The sequence below is a fragment of the Gilliamella intestini genome (genome assembly GCF_900094935.1).
Taxonomy (GTDB): domain Bacteria; phylum Pseudomonadota; class Gammaproteobacteria; order Enterobacterales; family Orbaceae; genus Gilliamella; species Gilliamella intestini.
Genome location: NZ_FMBA01000002.1, coordinates 62700 through 81451, shown reverse-complemented (window position 1 = coordinate 81451; position 18752 = coordinate 62700). Strand labels below are relative to the sequence as shown.

General features: G+C 37.6%; 15 protein-coding genes. 4 read left to right on the top strand and 11 right to left on the bottom strand.

Translation table 11 applies throughout. The annotated features are described in order from the left end of the window. Positions 1-48 precede the first annotated feature (48 nt). The gene (gene dnaB / locus GA0061080_RS00900; RefSeq protein ID WP_091119471.1) at positions 49-1473 is read left to right on the top strand and encodes a replicative DNA helicase; all 1425 of its coding nucleotides are present in this window, start codon (positions 49-51) and stop codon (positions 1471-1473) included. Between the two features lie 56 nt (positions 1474-1529). Here dnaB and GA0061080_RS00895 read toward each other — a convergent pair whose 3' ends face one another. The 5 genes from GA0061080_RS00895 to GA0061080_RS00875 all read right to left on the bottom strand — a co-directional run bounded on the left by GA0061080_RS00895 (position 1530) and on the right by GA0061080_RS00875 (position 7472). Next, positions 1530-2381, bottom strand: a complete 852-nt coding sequence (locus GA0061080_RS00895; RefSeq protein ID WP_091119468.1) for a metal ABC transporter permease — start codon at positions 2379-2381, stop codon at positions 1530-1532. After that, a complete protein-coding gene (locus GA0061080_RS00890; RefSeq protein WP_091119464.1) occupies positions 2378-3244 on the bottom strand; it encodes a metal ABC transporter permease in 867 nt (288 codons plus the stop codon). The genes GA0061080_RS00895 and GA0061080_RS00890 overlap by 4 nt, the downstream gene beginning before the upstream one ends. Beyond that, on the bottom strand, positions 3245-4141 hold the full coding sequence (locus GA0061080_RS00885; RefSeq protein WP_091119460.1) for a manganese/iron ABC transporter ATP-binding protein: 897 nt from the start codon (positions 4139-4141) through the stop codon (positions 3245-3247). Beyond that, a complete protein-coding gene (locus tag GA0061080_RS00880) occupies positions 4141-5061 on the bottom strand; it encodes a metal ABC transporter substrate-binding protein (RefSeq protein WP_209435678.1) in 921 nt (306 codons plus the stop codon). Before GA0061080_RS00880 ends, GA0061080_RS00885 begins: the two co-directional genes overlap by 1 nt. Before the next feature lie 404 nt (positions 5062-5465). Then, complete coding sequence (locus tag GA0061080_RS00875) at positions 5466-7472, bottom strand: autotransporter outer membrane beta-barrel domain-containing protein (protein ID WP_091119456.1); 2007 nt, start codon at positions 7470-7472, stop codon at positions 5466-5468. 206 nt (positions 7473-7678) lie between these two features. Here GA0061080_RS00875 and GA0061080_RS00870 point away from each other — a divergent pair, with 206 nt between their 5' ends. Continuing rightward, entirely contained in the window at positions 7679-8605 is a 927-nt protein-coding gene (locus tag GA0061080_RS00870) for an L-lactate dehydrogenase (protein ID WP_091119452.1), read from the top strand. Between the two features lie 135 nt (positions 8606-8740). Here GA0061080_RS00870 and GA0061080_RS00865 read toward each other — a convergent pair whose 3' ends face one another. The 6 genes from GA0061080_RS00865 to ilvG all read right to left on the bottom strand — a co-directional run bounded on the left by GA0061080_RS00865 (position 8741) and on the right by ilvG (position 16287). Further along, the gene (locus GA0061080_RS00865; RefSeq protein WP_091119448.1) at positions 8741-9610 is read right to left on the bottom strand and encodes a hypothetical protein; all 870 of its coding nucleotides are present in this window, start codon (positions 9608-9610) and stop codon (positions 8741-8743) included. Between the two features lie 166 nt (positions 9611-9776). Further along, positions 9777-11312, bottom strand: a complete 1536-nt coding sequence (gene ilvA, locus GA0061080_RS00860; protein WP_091119444.1) for a threonine ammonia-lyase, biosynthetic — start codon at positions 11310-11312, stop codon at positions 9777-9779. A 1-nt stretch (position 11313) separates the two neighbouring features. Then, positions 11314-13164, bottom strand: a complete 1851-nt coding sequence (gene ilvD / locus GA0061080_RS00855) for a dihydroxy-acid dehydratase (RefSeq protein ID WP_091119441.1) — start codon at positions 13162-13164, stop codon at positions 11314-11316. Positions 13165-13279: 115 nt separating this feature from the next. Next, entirely contained in the window at positions 13280-14209 is a 930-nt protein-coding gene (locus GA0061080_RS00850) for a branched-chain amino acid transaminase (protein WP_091119438.1), read from the bottom strand. A 167-nt stretch (positions 14210-14376) separates the two neighbouring features. Next, a complete protein-coding gene (gene ilvM / locus GA0061080_RS00845) occupies positions 14377-14607 on the bottom strand; it encodes an acetolactate synthase 2 small subunit (protein WP_091119435.1) in 231 nt (76 codons plus the stop codon). Positions 14608-14610: 3 nt separating this feature from the next. Then, a complete protein-coding gene (gene ilvG, locus GA0061080_RS00840; protein ID WP_091119574.1) occupies positions 14611-16287 on the bottom strand; it encodes an acetolactate synthase 2 catalytic subunit in 1677 nt (558 codons plus the stop codon). An 852-nt stretch (positions 16288-17139) separates the two neighbouring features. On the opposite strand from ilvG, the gene GA0061080_RS00835 reads away from it, so the two are divergent. Then, complete coding sequence (locus GA0061080_RS00835; protein ID WP_091119431.1) at positions 17140-17865, top strand: hypothetical protein; 726 nt, start codon at positions 17140-17142, stop codon at positions 17863-17865. Further along, positions 17828-18487 (top strand): hypothetical protein, encoded by a 660-nt coding sequence (locus GA0061080_RS00830; RefSeq protein ID WP_141683066.1) that lies wholly within the window; start codon positions 17828-17830, stop codon positions 18485-18487. Before GA0061080_RS00835 ends, GA0061080_RS00830 begins: the two co-directional genes overlap by 38 nt. The last annotated feature ends 265 nt before the right edge of the window (positions 18488-18752 follow it).

Below are 18752 nucleotides of genomic sequence, written 5' to 3'. Positions count from 1 at the left end.
GAATAGATAAAACCACTTAAGATTGAATCAAATTAAAAGATAAATGTCATGAATAGTAACGAAAAAAGTGCAAGTAAAGATTCAAGAAACCAAGAAGCGAAAAAATCAAAACTCCATAATATCAAGCTTCCACCTCATTCGATCGAAGCTGAACAAGCGGTGCTTGGTAGCTTGATGCTTGATAATCAACGTTGGGATGCGGTGTCAGAAATGATCACCGAACGGGATTTTTATTCACGTCATCACCAATTGATTTTTTCTCAAATGCATACCTTGGTTAGTAAAGGTACGCCTATTGACTTAATTACTCTATCTGAATGCCTTGAAAGTAAAGATATTTTGGCCGATGTAGGGGGCTTTGCCTATTTGGCGGAACTGTCTAAAAACACGCCAAGTGCAATTAATGTGGTTGCTTATAGTGATATTATTCGTCAACAAGCAATTTTGCGTGAATTAATCAGTGCGTCAAATGATATTGCCGATAACTGCTATGCCACTGAAGGCCGAGATAGTACCGAAATTTTAGACTTTGCGGAAAGCAAAATTTTCCAAATTGCTGAAAGCCGAACCAAGCAAGGTGAAGGTCCTAAAAGCATTACCGAAGTGTTAGAATCAACCGTAGCTAAGATTGAGGAGCTCTTTCAACGTCCGCATGATGGTGTGACTGGGGTTTCAACTGGTTATGTTGATTTAGATAAAAAAACGGCTGGCTTACAGCGTTCTGATTTAATTATTATTGCCGCAAGACCATCAATGGGTAAAACCACATTTGCCATGAATTTGTGTGAAAATGCGGCGCTAGAGCAAGAAAAACCAGTGCTAATATTCAGTTTAGAGATGCCATCAGAACAAATTATGATGCGTATGTTAGCGTCACTTTCACGAGTTGACCAAACGAAAATTCGAACAGGGCAACTACAAGACGATGATTGGGCAAGGATTTCAAGTACCATGGGATTATTGCTTGAAAAGAAAAACATTTATATCGATGACTCATCGGGTTTGACGCCAATGGAACTACGTTCAAGAGCCAGACGTATTTATCGTGAGCATAAAGGTTTAAGTATGATCATGGTGGATTACTTGCAACTTATGCGAGTTCCCAATATTTCTGAAAATAGAACCTTAGAAATTGCAGAAATTTCACGCTCACTAAAAGCCTTGGCAAAAGAGTTACAAATTCCTGTCGTTGCGCTATCGCAGCTTAACCGTAGCTTAGAGCAACGTGCTGATAAAAGACCGGTTAACTCTGATTTACGTGAATCAGGATCGATTGAGCAAGATGCCGATGTGATCATGTTTATTTATCGTGACGAAGTTTATAACGAGGCGTCAGAACATAAAGGCATTGCCGAAATTATTTTAGGCAAACAACGAAACGGCCCAATAGGTAAAGTTAGGTTAAAATTCCAAGGCCAGTTTTCACGCTTTGATAATTATGCTGATGCCAGTAAATATTTAGATGATGAATAACAATAAAAATCGTACACAGCAATGCTTTGCATATTTTGTCACAATGATTTTAAACGTTACTTAAATTGCCGTTTTGACGGCGATTTTTTATTGGCAATAAATTGATAAATTTGGGCCAGTAAAAATAAGATTGCTTGTAAAATAACAATACTTGCACTAGTTGATGCATCAATATAATAGCTTATTAATGTCCCTAATACGGTTGAAAATGCCGACACCAGTACCGCAATGACTAACATCCGCTCAAACCGCTTAGTTAATGAAAAGCCAATAATGCCGGGGGCGATTAACATCGCTATTACTAAAATCATCCCTGCTGTTTTTAATGAACCAACAATGGTTAAAGCTAGCACACTTAATAACCCGTAATGTAACAACTTGACTGGCAAACCAACCACTTTGGCTTGCAGCGGATCGAAGCAGTACAGCATTAAATCACGGCGTTTAATAATAACTAAGATCGACACAATTGTGGCAATAAGGATAATTTGTTTAAGCTCGTCATAACTTGTTCCAAGCACGCTACCAAATAAAATATGGTTTAAATGTTGCGAAGTATCTACCTTTGAAAACAGCACCAAACCAAACGCAAACATCCCCGAAAACACAATGCCCATAACGGTATCTTCTTTAACTCGGCTATTTTCTTTAATATAACCTGTTGCCACTGAGCAAAATAATCCTGATGCAAATGCGCCAATGATAATGGGGATTCCTGCTAAATACGCTAATACAATTCCTGGTAAAATAGCGTGTGAAATCGCATCCCCCATTAATGACCAGCCTTTTAGCACCAAAAAACAAGAAAGCAAAGCACAAACAATACCTGTTGCTAACGCGGCTAAAATTGCGCGTTGAATAAGAGGTAGGGTAAGTGGGTAATAAATAAATTCCCAAAATTCGGTCATACTTTTCCCCCTTTATTTAGTCGGCTTTGACGTATTTTAAGGCGATTTGAAATAAGCCCTTGCTGTGGTGCAAATAAAAATGCGGCAATAAAAATCAGCGTTTGTAGCGTTACAATAACGCCACCTGTTTCGCCATTTAAATAATAGCTAATCCATGCCCCGACAGCACTGCTTACGGCACCAATTGCAACTGAAATCATCAACAACCGTGAAAATTGATTTGTCAATAAATAAGCCGTTGCCCCGGGTGTGATAACCATTGCAATAACTAAAATAGCCCCAACAGTTTGCAGTGCCGCAACGGTACAGGCGCTTAAAATGGTAAAAAAGAGAATTTTTAGTTTTAGTGGTTGTAAACCAATGGATCTGGCATGGGTTTCATCAAAAAAAACCACTAACAAATCCTTCCAAAAAAAGAAAAGTAATATAAATGACACCAAAATAATGATTTGTACTTGCCACATATCGCTATCGTCAATGCCAAGAATATTACCAAAAATAATTGTTTGCACATTGACCGAGGTCGGATTGAGCGAAATGATCAACAAACCGATAGCAAAAAAAGTTGAAAAAATAAAACCAATAATGGCATCGGCTTTTAACCGTGTAAAAGCGCGTACTAAGGTAATGGCAAGAGCTGCGAGCAATCCAGTAAAAAAAGCACCAACCGAATAAGGCAACCCCAAGGCATAAGCACCTGCAACCCCCGGCACCACTGAATGCGAAAGCGCATCGCCCATTAGTGACCAACCTTTTAACATCAAAAAAGCCGACAAAAAAGCACAAGCCGCACCAACAAGGCTACTTACCCAAATAGCTTTGAACATAAAATCATAGGTGAATGGTTCAAGTAATAGTTCCATTTATTTTGGCCTTTTTTGCTCGTTTTCGACATGGTTAACCAACAAATCTTGATGAGGAGAATCATGTTTACCTTCACCATAAAAAATGGCAGCACGTTCATCGTCGGTTAAGATCGATACTTTACGGGGATCTTCATCTTCATGTAATTTATCGCCCGATAGGCTAAGGTAACGCAGTGCACCACCAAAAGTAGTCATTAAATTTTGTGGTGTAAAGGTGGTTTGAGTTGGGCCAAATGCCAACACCGTTTGATTAATTAACACCACCTGATCACAAAATTCAGGCACGCTACCTAAATTATGGGTTGACACCAAAATCAAATGATCTTCAGCACGCAGATTTTTTAAAAGATCAATAATGGCATTTTCGGTTTTAACATCTACGCCAGTAAAAGGCTCATCTAATAACAGCACTTTACCTTGTTGAGCTAATGCTCGAGCTAAAAATACTCGTTTTTTTTGCCCACCAGAAAGTTCGCCAATTTGGCGATGCTTAAAATCAAGCATATTGACACGTTCAAGCGCAATATCAACTTGCTTTTTATCTTCTTTACTTGCAATACGTAAAAAAGACATATGCCCGTATCGCCCCATCATCACCACGTCTGACACCAGAACAGGAAAATCCCAATCGACATCTTCCGTCTGTGGCACATAAGCAATAATATTTTGCTTTAAAGCTTGATTAACAGACATATCATTAAACGTCACCCGACCACGAGTTGGTTTAACCATTCCCATAATGCTTTTAAATAAAGTCGATTTACCACTACCATTTACTCCAACTAAAGCACAAATAGTGCCACCACTTAAGTGGAAGCTAGCATCATGAATTGCGGTGTGACCATTATTGTAAGTCACGGTGATGTCATCAACATTTAAGCAAATTTGAGTCATTATTCTTCGAATCCTTTAGCTATGGTTTCAACCGTTACTTTTAATAGATCAATATACGTTGGCACAGGCCCATCTTTTGTTGAAAGCGAATCAACATATAAAACGCCACCATATTTTGCGCCCGTTTCATTGCTTACTTGTTTAGCAGGTTTGCTTGAAATGGTGCTTTCACTAAAAACGACAGGGATGTGATTTTTATTAACTAAATCAATTAAACGTCTAACTTGCTGAGGTGTACCTTGCTGCTCGGCATTGATAGGCCATAGGTAGGCTTCTTTCAAATTATAGTCACGTGCCAAATAACTAAAAGCTCCTTCGCTGGTCACAAGCCAACGTTTTGCCTCAGGGATTTTGGCCAATCGTTCGCGTAATGGTGCATCAAGCGCTTTAATTTTAGCAATATAATCAGCAGCATTTTTATTATAAATCTCGGTATTTTCGGGATCATATTTAACAAACGCTGCACGGATATTTTCGACATAAACTAACGCCAAGGTTGGCGACATCCAAGCATGTGGATTAGGGTTACCTTTATAGCTGCCTTCTTGGATCTGCATTGGCTCAATACCGTCTGTTACCACAACAGATGGGACATCTTTGACATCTTCAAAAAAGCGCTTAAACCAAAGCTCTAAATTAAGCCCATTCCATAACACCAAATCGGCTGAAAGTACTTTAGTAATATCTTGTGGGGTGGGATCGTATTGATGAATTTCAGCACCAACTTTGGTAATTGACTCAACCACAGCGGCATCGCCAGCGACATTTTGCGCAATATCTTGAATTATAGTGAAAGTGGTAACCACTTTGAATTTTTTTTCTGCTGCGTAGGCGCATTTGGACAGGCCAGTCAAAATAATTAACGAAGTTAAAATAACCTTTAATAACGTTTTGCGGTTTTTAAAAAAATTGAACTTCATTAGCGACTCCTTGCACATAATCAAATAATAAAATTCAGTGATAGTCATTAAAAAATAGAGTAATTAACCAATCAAGAAAATAACTTCTTATTTAATTAGTGATAATATTGAAACAGCGTTATGATAAACAATAATAACAAATATTAATGAGAATTATTATCATTTAAACAAATAAAGTCAAATATTTCCTAAAATTTACTGCTTATTACTTTAGTATTGCTTTAATACTGTTATAACGATAGTCTTAATTCATTGTATATAAAACTAAATTAAATAGTAGATAGTTCCGTCTATTTAACTAATAGTTAGCATAAAAAATCATGAAAAAAATTGCCATAAATCCTATTTTTAGCGTATAGGATTTATGGCATTTAGGACAATGGGGCAGCCAATTTTATTGGCAATTAGAAAGAAAAACGATATCCAGCATTGGCTTGTAATAAATCAAATCGACTACCTGGTGAGCTTTCTAAATCCAAATAAATATTATGTTGTTGATTAAGCTGTGCGCTGATACCAACTCCATTATTCCACCAATTACCTTTGAATGAATGGCTTTCTTTATTAGTATTTAATTTATAGTAAGTATCACCATTAAATTCTCTAACAATTCCTGTTTTAGCATAGATATTGATATTATTGTTATCAGAATTGATTTCATATCCAAATAATGCAGATGCTCGACCAATTAACGAATTATAATTACCTAATTTTACTTTAAGCCCGTTAGTTGCATTAATTGATGTAGCGTTTTGATGGCTATAAGATAATTGAGATTGGGGTTCAATATAAAAATCATTCAATTTAAATTTCTGACCTAGCTCCAAAGATAAACCAAGCCCATTGGTATGACCTGTTCCTTGAACGTGATTATTGGAAGTATCTTTAACCTTGAAGCGATTTTTTTGGCGAGCATATTTAGCAATGCCATCAACATAAAATCCATCATTGCTTAAATATGTTGCGTAAAGGCCGGTATTAAATGATTTTAAAGAGCCATCACCTTTATGATAATTTGGATCACCATAAGTCTGTCCAACAAAAGCACCGACTACAAAAGGTGAATCTTCAGATAGCTGTTTATCTGCACCAAATTGGAAACCATGGTAGCTCATATCAAATTTACTTAATTTACCACCAGAAAACGAATCTAACTTACCCGAAAAACCGCGTAACCAAACATCACCAAACTGCCCACTTGTTCGCATGTCGCCAAGGCGTTTTAGCAGCGTTTGGGTTTCAACATAGCTCATTAAATAATTACTGTTAAGAAATCCGGCGCTAGCCATTGCCGACGAAGTAATAGGATTAGCAGTTAATACATAATCTTTACCCTCTTTATTTAGGGAGTATTGATAACCACCAAGTTCAACATCATGATTGATTTTAAACTCTGCTGTACTTGTTGCATTGTCATCAATTTTAACTAACGTCAATTTTTCTTTACCTGTGGTATTAGACGCTCCATTATTTGTTAAATTTAGGGTATGAGTTCCTTCTGCTGATATAGGGCGGTTTGCATCAGCTGATTTTGAAATAATAATTTTATCACTTTTTTCAGCAGCAATGTCGGTACGTAAATCAAAACTTGATTCACCTTTTAAATTCTCAATGGTTAACTCTCCATAATTACCATTAGAATTATCATTAACAAATTTTATCGAACCTTGCCCTGATAGTTCGGTAAGGTAAGAATCTTCATCGGTTATTTCCCAAGAAGCGCCTTTGGCAAGATTCATTTTTATAATTCCAGTGGTATCAGGATTACCCTCATCAGGATCATCTGGATCGCCAAATCCTGACACTCGACCTACAATTTTGGAACCAGAAGCTAAATCTAATATAATTGTTCCACCAAAACTTGCATCGATATCGCCATTAATTATTGATTTATTATTAATTTTCAGCACCCCATTTTCAATAGAAAGAATATTACCATCAATAACTGATTCGCCATTTAATGTTAAATTTCCATCAGAGATAAAAATAGCCTCAGACCATTCACGATCGCTAACGCTCAATGTTGTTTTTCCATTAACGATGACCGTTGAATCTCCAAGTAAAGAAATTGCATCAGAATCATGTCCTTGCATATGAATTGTAAGATCGCCATTAAAAATGGTGGAAGATGTAGAACGAGTTGAAGGAAAAGAATCTATCCCTGAAATTGTTACGCCATCTTCTATGCGATTCGCTTCTCTTTGGATATTGATAGTGACATTTTTTTCAAAAACAGTATTGCTGTTAGTAAATATACGGATACCTGATGTGATTTCTCCATTAACTTTATTTAAATCGTGAGTAACAGGGACATTAATTTCATCAGTGTAGGTTTGAGTTCCTTGTAATTCAAGTGCATTTACTGCTAATGGTGTGGCTAGAGTTAATCCTAGAATTATTTTATTTTTCATCTAATAATTTCCTTTTATCTATAATTGATGGCAGTTTAACAATAAAACAACAATCGTTCAATAGTTAATCTAAATAGAGTTGTTACCTTGTAGACTTTTAACAATAGCATTAATTAGTCATTTTGACTTGAATCTTTAATTAACGAGAGTATAAGGGGAAACAAATGGTTCCTTTTTAATTCAAATAAAATAGGGAGAGGATAAGTATGAAACTGAGAAAAGTGATGATTATTGGCGTGGGTAATGTGGGATCAACAACGGCTTATACATTGGTTAACCGAGGTATTTGTGAAGAAATTGCACTTGTTGATCTTAATAAAGAATTAGCCTATGGACATGCGCAAGATTTATTAGATGCGGCTGCCTATCGGCAAAACATGGTCAAAGTTAGCTTGCGAGAATCGACCGATTGCGCCGATATTGACATTGCCATTATTACCGTTACATCAGGCATAGCTCAAAAAAGCCGAGCCGAAGAGCTTGCTGGCACATCTAAAATCATAGCAAGTATTGTGCCTAACATGATGAAAAGCGGATTTAAAGGCATCTTCTTAATTGCCACCAACCCTTGTGATGCGATTACTTATCAAGTTTGGCAACTATCAGGACTACCACGCCACCGCGTAATTGGTACTGGCGTATGGCTTGATACGGTACGATTACGTCGATTACTGGGTGAAAAAATGGATATTGGTCCACAAAGCATTGATGCCTTTATTGTAGGTGAGCATGGTGATTCACAATTCCCTGTTTGGTCGCATTCATCGGTTTATGGAATTAATCTTAATGATTTAGAAAAAAACAAAATCGATTTTGAACAAATTGGCACCCAAGCTCGAAAAATGGGCTTTGAAATAGCTAACCGTAAGCACTGCACCGAATACGGTATTGCCAGTACTATCACCGAAATCTGCCAACACATATTCACTAATAGCCACCGAGCATTAGCGCTTAGTTGCATTTTAAACGGAGAATATGGCTATAAAAACGTTGCTATTGGTGTACCGGCGATTGTTGATCAACATGGAATCAAAAAAATCATAGAGCTTGATTTTACCGAAAGCGAAAAACAGCTATTTGAAAAAAGTATCAATATTGTAAAAGGGTATATTGATCATATTAAATTACCATAGTACTAGATATTTTTATTATTGCTCAATTGGCGCATTAACCTAGCGTTATCCATTGGTGGCGTCATTGTATACACAATACGCCACGAACAAGGTTTTTATTACTATCATAGAAGAAATAGTTTTGGAGTATAACTTCTAATCTTCTAAGATGATGTTAAGTTGGTTTTCAAGTTTGTAGTATTCAGCATTACTTAAAAAATGGTAACGAGCATCTCTGATATGGCTGGCGATCTTTTTATAGGTATTCAAGTTTTCCGATACTGGATAGCAAGCAATATAATCATTAAAAGCCACAACATCAGCAATGTCAGCAAATTGCTTTTTATCGATGCCATTTAAATAACCTTTAAGGTCAAGGGTTTGGCAATTAGGCTTATGTTCTTCTCGCCAAAATTGATTATTTTTAAATTGATAAGTTAAATTAACATTCTTTTTATAGTCATAATGATTATCTTTGACATCAGTAAAATACCCGAGTTCATAATCGGCTTTGACATGTACATAAAATAGATTATTAAGCACTAAAGACGAATAAAAGAACAAATGATCTTCATGTCCTGTTTTTGCAGATAAGATAAGCTCATCTAAATATTTTCCATTTTCATCAAAAGCATTTAATACATTTAAATCCTCTAAAATTCCTTCGCCTTCACTATCAAAAGTCAGGCTATAAAGCACAAATCGAATATTATCGATTTCAAAACGGCCAATAGCGGTAAGATTTTTTAATGTAAAATAACGTCGTTCTTTATCTAGCGGATTATCATAATATCGATAATCATCATTCTGAAAATGAAAAAATTTGCTATCGACAAATTTACCATTAGGCAGCGAATGGGTATCAAATGGTATGGTCAGTATAGGTAAACTTTGGTAAAAGTCATCAAAACTGGCAAAATGCTCTCTAGACTTATATTGAGATAATGAAGTTTGAGGATCTGCTAAAGAACAATTAGCACAAAACAAACTAAATAACATCATTAAAAATAACATTAATATTTTCATAGTTACTGTTTTCCTAATTATTTTTGTAAAAAATTCAGTATTCTATACCGTTTGGGGATTAAGTTGGATATTTTATAAGAAATAATTTTAGTATCAATTTTCAAAATTAATTTACCTAACTAAACCTATCCACCTTATAGGTGGATAGTGATTACTATTTTTTACTCTAATTTGTTAAAAACAATTTAAGTGATGGATTTTTTGTTTCATTATGAAAACCATAACCCAAAGCTTTCAAATGTTGATCAAATTCACGGCTATCACTTTCGCTAATTTCAAACGCAGCAAGTACACGACCATAATCGGTGCCATGGCTACGATAATGGAACATTGAAATATTCCAATTAGTGCCTAATGTCTGTAAGAACTTAAGCAGAGCGCCTTGTGATTCTGGGAATTCAAAGCTGTACACTTGCTCTTGTAGTGGTTTGCATGGTTTGCCACCAATCATGTAGCGTACATGTAGTTTTGCCATTTCGTCTTCGGTTAGATCGACAACTGGGTAACCTGCAGCAGTAAGCTCTTGCATGATGTCATCTTTTTCGTTGCTTTGTGCTATTTTGATTCCAACAAAGATGTAAGCAGACTTTTCGTCATGATAGCGGTAATTAAATTCGGTCACTGAGCGTCCGCCAAGGAGCTGGCAGAATTTTAAAAAACTACCTTTCTTTTCGGGAATAGTGACAGCAAACAGTGCTTCACGCTTTTCGCCAAGTTCGCAACGTTCTGATACATAGCGTAAGTTGTGGAAATTTAAATTAGCTCCCGATAATATATGGGCAAGGTTTTCGCCATTGATGTTGTGCTTTTCTACGTATTTTTTAAGCCCTGCTAAGGCAACCGCACCAGAGGGTTCGGCAATGGCACGCACATCGTCAAATAGGTCTTTTACTGCGGCGCAAATTTCGTCGCTATTCACGGTAATAATATCATCAATATATTGTTGGCAAAGTCTGAATGTTTCATCGCCAATTCGTTTAACAGCAACGCCTTCAGCAAATAGCCCAACACGGCTTAAATCGACAGGTTTGTTTGCATCAAGTGCCGCTTTTAAGCAGGCAGCATCGGCAGGTTCGACCGCAATAACTTTGATTGATGGCATGATTTGTTTGATTAACACTGCAATGCCTGCGGCAAGCCCACCACCGCCAACAGGTACAAAGATGCGGTCGAGTTTGGCATTTTGTTGCAATAATTCCATAGCAATACTGCCTTGTCCTGCAATCACTAGCGGATGATCGAATGGCGGAATAAAAATGCGATTTTGTTCTTTAGCTAGCTCCATTGCTTTGGCTTTGGCTTCGTCAAAGTTGGCGCCATAAAGTAATACTTCACCACCAAAATTTTTTACTGCTTCAACTTTAATATCAGCGGTTGTTAGAGGCATAACAATTAAAGAACTGATGCCTAATTTAGTCGCCGAAAAGGCGACACCTTGCGCATGGTTACCTGCTGATGCGGCAATAACGCCGCATTTGCGTTCTTCTTCGCTAAGGCTAGCTATCATGGCTTGTGCACCACGAATTTTAAAACTGTGGACGAGTTGACGATCTTCGCGCTTAACAAAAATTTGATTGTTTAATCTTGTTGAAATTTTTTCCATCTTTTCAAGCGGAGTGACTTCGGCCACGTCATAGACGGCACTGCAAAGCGTTGCTTTTAAGTAATCGGCACCTGTGAATTGCGTTTTTTGTTGTTTCACATTAACCTCCTAGTTTGCTTTTATCACGAACGGCACCTTTATCTGCACTTGTTGCTAAACTGGCGTAAGCCTTTAGTGCATAAGAAACATAGCGATCGCGATTGTGAGGCGTAAAGGCTTTATCACCTCGCTCTAGTTCTGCAACTTGTCGACGTTCAAGCTCATCAGCAGGAACCTCTAATATTAGTTGTCGATTTGGAATATTAATATCGATTATATCGCCATCACGAACTAGCCCTATAATGCCACCACTTGCTGCTTCTGGCGAGATATGACCGATTGATAAGCCCGATGATCCCCCAGAAAATCGTCCATCAGTAATAAGGGCACAGGCCTTGCCAAGTCCCATTGATTTTAGGTAGCTAGTTGGGTAGAGCATTTCTTGCATACCAGGTCCACCTTTCGGTCCTTCGTAAATTATGACAACCACATCACCTGCCACCACTTTGCCACCTAAAATAGCATCAACAGCATCTTCTTGGCTTTCAAATACTTTGGCAGGACCGCGGAATATGAGATTTTCAGCTGCAACGCCTGCGGTTTTAACAATTGCGCCATCTAGTGCCACATTGCCATAAAGGGTTGCAAGTCCGCCGTCTTGACTATAGGCGTGGGCTTTATCACGAATACAACCATTTACACGGTCATCGTCAAGTGAATCCCAATAACAGTCTTGTGAAAACGCTTTGGTGGTGCGAATGCCAGCAGGTCCACTACGATACATTTTTTTTACTGCTTCGTCGGTAGTTTGAGTTATGTCGTATTTGGTGAAAGTTTCTTGTAATGTTAGTCCTAGAACGTTGTGTACATTGCGATTTAGTAATCCTGCTTTATCCAGTTCTGACATAATCGACACAACGCCACCAGCTCGGTGAACATCTTCCATATGATATTGCGCTGTACTTGGCGCTACTTTACATAAATGTGGAACTTTAAGCGATAATTTATCTATATCTGACATGGTAAAGTCGATTTCGCCCTCTTGTGCGGTGGCTAACAAATGTAATACGGTGTTAGTCGATCCCCCCATAGCAATGTCTAATGACATAGCATTTTCGTATGCCGCTTTTGTTGCAATTGAACGAGGCAGGTAAGATGCATCATCATGTTCATAATAGCGTTTGGTGATTTCAACAATGCGTTTAGCAGCATTTAAAAAGAGTTGTTCACGTTGTTTGTGAGTGGCAATAAGTGTACCATTACCCGGCAGCGAAAGTCCTAATGCTTCGGTTAAGCAGTTCATGGAGTTAGCGGTAAACATACCTGAGCAAGAACCACAAGTAGGGCAGGCCGATTCTTCAATGGCTTTACTGTCTTCATCGCTAACATTTGGATTAGCACTTTGGATCATGGCATCGACTAAGTCTAATTTAATGATTTGGTCAGATAGTTTGGTTTTGCCTGCTTCCATCGGTCCACCCGAAACAAAAATGGTTGGGATATTTAAACGAAGCGAAGCCATTAACATTCCTGGCGTGATTTTGTCGCAGTTAGAGATACAGATCATGGCATCGGCACAGTGTGCATTAACCATATACTCGACAGAATCAGCAATGAGTTCCCTTGATGGAAGAGAGTAAAGCATTCCACCATGTCCCATGGCAATACCATCATCAACTGCGATTGTATTAAATTCTTTGGCAATACCACCCGATGCTTCAATTTGTTTGGCAACTAGCTGTCCAATGTCTTTTAGGTGGACATGTCCTGGTACAAATTGTGTGAATGAGTTAACCACCGCAATGATGGGTTTACCAAAGTCTTCATTTTTAACGCCAGTTGCACGCCATAATGCGCGGGCTCCAGCCATGTTTCTACCCTCGACCGAGGTTGCTGAACGATATTTAGGCATTTCCTGCTCCCAATTTTATGCAAGTAACCATGTTAACGGTTTGTAGTTTTTTAAAATTAATCATCAATTTAAAAAGTCATCCGCCAATGAATTGGCGGATTTTTGATTCTATTTTTTATTTAACTAGATCTAACCAACCGTATTTATCTTCAGTTTTACCATTAAATAAACCAAAGAATGTTTGTTGGATTTGTTTGGTGATTGGACCACAACGACCAATACCAACTTGGATACGGTCAACACTACGCACGGGTGTAATTTCAGCTGCAGTGCCAGTCATAAACACTTCGTCGGCTAAATAAAGTGATTCACGTGATAGTGTTTGTTCTCGCACTTCAATACCAATATCACGTGCTAGCGTTAATACTGCATCACGGGTAATACCCGGTAGTGCGGAAGACGATAGAACAGGGGTATATAAAATGTTATCTTTTATGATAAATAGGTTTTCGCCTGCGCCTTCTGATAGGTGACCATGCACATCTAATGCAATACCTTCTTGAAAGCCATTGGCTCTTGCTTCAGATCCAATTAATAATGATGATAAATAGTTACCGCCCGCTTTAGCTGCGGCAGGAATTGTATTTGAAGCAACACGATGCCAAGATGAGACCATAGCATCAATACCTTGATCTAATGCTTCTTCGCCTAGATAAGCCCCCCATGGAAATGCCGCTATCATGACATCGGTTTTATAACCAGCAGGTGGGTTTACTCCCATACCAACATCACCAATAAAGACTAATGGACGAATATAAGCACTTTTTAAATTATTTTTTTTGATGGTTTGGCGAGTCGCTTCCATGATTTCATCAAGAGAATAAGGTACAGGGAAACGGTAAATTTTGGCTGAGTTTAATAGTCGTTGTGCGTGTTCTTTATGGCGAAAAATAGCAGGGCCTTGATGGGTGTCATAACAACGAACACCTTCAAATACTGACGTTCCATAATGTAAAGCGTGCGACATAACATGTACTTTGGCATCTGCCCATGGAACCATTTCGCCATTGAACCAAATATAATCCGATTTTGCTGTAGAACTCATTTTGTTTCCCTCTTTATTTTTCAATTTGTTAAGTATATAGTTTGCTTTCGGTATTTTTGTTTTAACGGTCAAGCATTATACTACACTTATTTGTTTATTTAACTGTTAAATTGTTTACCATCTTTGATTTAAATTATTATTTAATAATAAGTTGTTTGAGATTATTATTACTCAATTACTATTACATCTTCTAATTTTGCTACTTGATTTTGTAGTGTCGAAAACGATCTTTCAGTGGTTAATATCAATGTCATAATTAGTATGCTGTTTTCAACTGTTTGCATTTGCATTGATTTAATATGTCCACCCCGATGACGGATAACTCGTAATATACGCTCAAGTGCGCCCAACTTATCATAAGCTTTTATGACTAATTGGTATTGTGTTTGTTCGTTCATTGCTTACTCCTTACAACTTCTATCTAGCATGTTTTCGTTTGCTGCTCCGGGGGGGACTAGTGGCCATACGTTTTCTAATTCATCTATGCATACATGTAACAGGTAAGCACCTTTGGAATTGAACATATTGTCAAGCGCGCTGTCTATCTGTGATTTTTTGCTAATAGTTTGCCCCGGTATATCAAATGCTTTGGCTAGCATTAAAAAGTCGGGGTTATCTGATAAATTTGTTTCGCTGTATCTTTCGTTAAAAAATAACTCTTGCCATTGGCGAACCATACCTAAGCGTTGATTATCAATTAATACAATTTTGATTGGCAATTTCTTACGTTTTATAGTGGTCAATTCTTGGACATTCATCATGAAAGAACCATCACCTGATACACAAATTACACAGTCATTGGGTCTTGCCATTTGTGCGCCAACGGCCGATGGTAAACCAAATCCCATTGTGCCAAGCCCACTTGATGTAATAAAGTTTTGAGGGTGATTAAAGCGCATATGTTGTGCTGTCCACATTTGGTGTTGTCCCACATCGGTAGTGACAATAGTATTGGCTGATTTTCGCTCGGAGATAGTTTTTAATAAAGTTGGCGCATAAATAGCTTCACCGGGGTGATCATAGCGAGTTGGATATTGTGCTTTTAATTCATCAATCCTTTGCTGCCATGTGTTTATTGATATGGTTTGGTTTAGCAAAGGTAACACGTGTTTTATGTCTCCTTGCAATCCTAAATGGCTTTGGCGTAATTTGTTGATTTCGGCTTGGTCTATATCAACGTGAAGCACTTTAGCATGTCGTGCAAATTCGTTAAGATTGCCCGTTACTCTGTCATCAAACCGCACCCCTAACGCAATTAATAGATCGCACTCTTGTACCGCTAAATTAGCTGCTTTGGCGCCGTGCATGCCAATTAATCCTAAATAATAAGGGTTATTAAGATCGGCTACGCCAAGTCCTTTTAGGGTTGATACACTTGGAATGTTCGTTAATGCCATGAACTCCCTTAGTTCTGCTATTGCGCCAGAAAGCCCAACCCCACCGCCAATGTAAAGAATTGGTTTTTTAGCTTGATTAATCATTTGTTTGGCTTGATTTATATCGTCAGGCAAAATTGAATATAATTGAGTGTTATTTTGAGCGGTTTTGGTTAAGGATGGCGATAAATAGTGTTGGTAGTCTAAGTTTGCAAGCTGTATATCTTTGGGGATATCAATTAATATTGGCCCCGGCCTGCCCGAACTGGCTAGGTCAAAGGCCTGCTCTAAGGTATTGGGTAAGTCTTTAGCATCATTAATTAAGTAACTGTGTTTGGTGCAAGCAAGTGATAATCCTAAAACATCAACTTCTTGAAAGGCGTCAGTACCAATAAGCTTTGTGGGAACTTGTCCTGTTATGGCAACAATCGGTACTGAATCAATTAAGGCGTCGGCAAGACCCGTAATAATGTTGGTTGCACCCGGACCCGAGGTAGCAATGCAAACGCCAGTTTTGCCTGTTGCTCGGGCATAGCCTATAGCTGCCATGGCTGCACCTTGTTCGTGGCGACACAGTACATGCTCAATACCACCATCATAAAGCGCATCGTATAGCGGCATAATTTGTCCACCAGGATATCCAAAAACGGTGGTTACGCCTTTTTCTTTTAAAGTTTTTACTATCCACTGTGTTCCTAACATTGATTCCTCACTTATTTTGCCCATTTATTATTCATAAAAAAATAAGATTCATAAAAAAACCCCCGCTTTTTGAGGGCGGGGGTTTTTGAGTTATGTATGAACATATTTTTAATTCAAAAAACGCCCCCGCGTTGGAATAATGACCACGCTGACAATAATGTTGATGAGGACGATTTTGAGTGAAAATTTCATAATGTTATATAACTAACTTTTTGCTATTTTTAAAAACTAATGTTAACAAAATACTCGTTTTAAAAAAAAGTGCAACCGTTTTTTGACATTTTTGTCATGTGCATCAATAAACTAATAAACTGTCAAAAAATTTCAGAAAACCATATGTTTTAGTATAAAGCTGACTTTATTTACAGCTTATTTTTGTAAAAAATATTCAGGAGTCTATACCGTTTCCCAATTAAAAAAACAAATTGTTAATCGATTTAAAAAAAATCTGACGTATTTTGAGCAAATTATTTTAAACATGATGTGTGAATAATTTCATTTTCTTATATGTAGGAAAACACCGAGTTGTTTACACTTCATGGTTAAAATAATCTTCTAAAAACTCATAAAGTGTTTTGCCAAATCAGTGACGGTTATTTTTTCTTTATGATATAAGCGCCATATCTCTTGCCTCTGATAAGGCGTTAATTTTGTTTTTTATGTATATCCATTACAGTATTTTATCAAATTACTGTAAATAACGTGATAAATTTCTACATGTTATACATTTAAAAAAATTCAAAAAAGCTAGTCAAGTGGATTTCAAAAGATTAAAATTTATGGGACAAATTAATCGTTTTACAATCAAATGATTATAAATAAAACAAGATATTATTTTACAAAGGAAGTATAATGCAGCACCATATTATTAAGCACCAACACTGGCAAACCTATGCCTTAAGCTTATCAAATAACGCCATTAGGCCTGTTTTTAGATTTTTCTCGCTTATATCCTCGATATTATCGCTTAAATTATCACTAAAATCATTTTCAAAAATTGTATTACTGGCACTGCCGTTATTGTCATATTCGTGGCAATTGCAGGCAGCAAATAATAATACTAATCAAACGGATAAGCGTAGTGATGCAATTATTTTTCTTTCAAAACAGGCAACTATCACCTATGTTAGGCCAAATCTTGGTTATAATGGTTACGGCATGGGGTCGGGGAATAATGACATGGGTGGCATCGCTGGACCTATTAATATATGGGATTATGAAAAGGGCTTTTTAGTTCAATCAATAAATCCTGAATTATATGACCTTAACTTTCCAACCACAGGTATGGATGGCTTGTATTTTGATTTGCGAATAGAGGGCGTAGATGCTGATGAATTGACTTGGGAGCCAGTCACGCATGAGGGCATAACCGCCACAGTAACAAGAAAGAAGGCTAACGATTATTGGATACCTAAGGATAATCATCTTCCTCCTCCTAGTTCTTATTGGGGCCCTAATTATCCTGATGGTACAGAAGTTGTAACGCGCGTTACCCTAACTGGGCCACAAGCAAGATCTCAGTGGAATAATGACCATCCTGGTGGAATTCAAGTGCCCAAACTACCCCCAAACATTTGAATTAGTGGGTAAAGATCGTGATGGCTATGAGGTGGTCAGATATGGTTTTGTGTTAAAGCAATGGTTTGTTATAAGAAACCCACCTGGAACTTCAAGAGGAGAAGAGATTAAGGAAAGTGAGGGAGATAAATCTCCATCTAGTAATGACACCGATTACAAGGAAAATCCAGAACGTTATACTTATTCTAATGCGAAAGCTTGGTGTGAGAGTTTAGGTTATCGCCTGCCATATATAAAAGATTTAACTAATGCAAAATGTAGTTATACTATAGATGGGCCTAGAGTGTGTCGTGGTGCTGTTAGTGCCACACCAATATCAGACGATCAATTCCATTATCAACGTCGAATCGGGTCAGGCATGACAGGAGAGTGGGGAGAGCTTAGTCGTTACAGAATAAATCCATCAAATCTAGGGCGCTACATGCTTTTATCTGCTTGGACGGGCGATAGTCGTCTTGATTATCCTAATGAACATCCGTTCGCTGTAAACCTTAATAACGGCATGATATCCCCTGATAGGACCAGTGAGGCTAATGAATGGTCGTCTTATTGTCATCGACTTAACAACGGCACGGAGGTGGATAGTTTTTGTCTTGGTCAAGCACTTTGCGTCACCCCTTAGTTTTTAATCTTTAAGTTATGATAGAATAGCCAAGCAATAAAAAACAGCCGCCCCACATCAAGTGGAGGCTGTTTATTGGTTTATTTTGCCGGTTATTTTGTAAAAAATATTCAGGAGTGTATACCGTTTTAAATCCATAAGGAATTGATTTAAATAAAAAAGTAAAAAGTGCCAACAACACCGCAAGGTCAATATTTCAGTTTTTTTACGCTATCAAAAAAACAGACAAAGCCCCATTTTTGTTAAAAACTTTCAGGAACGTACC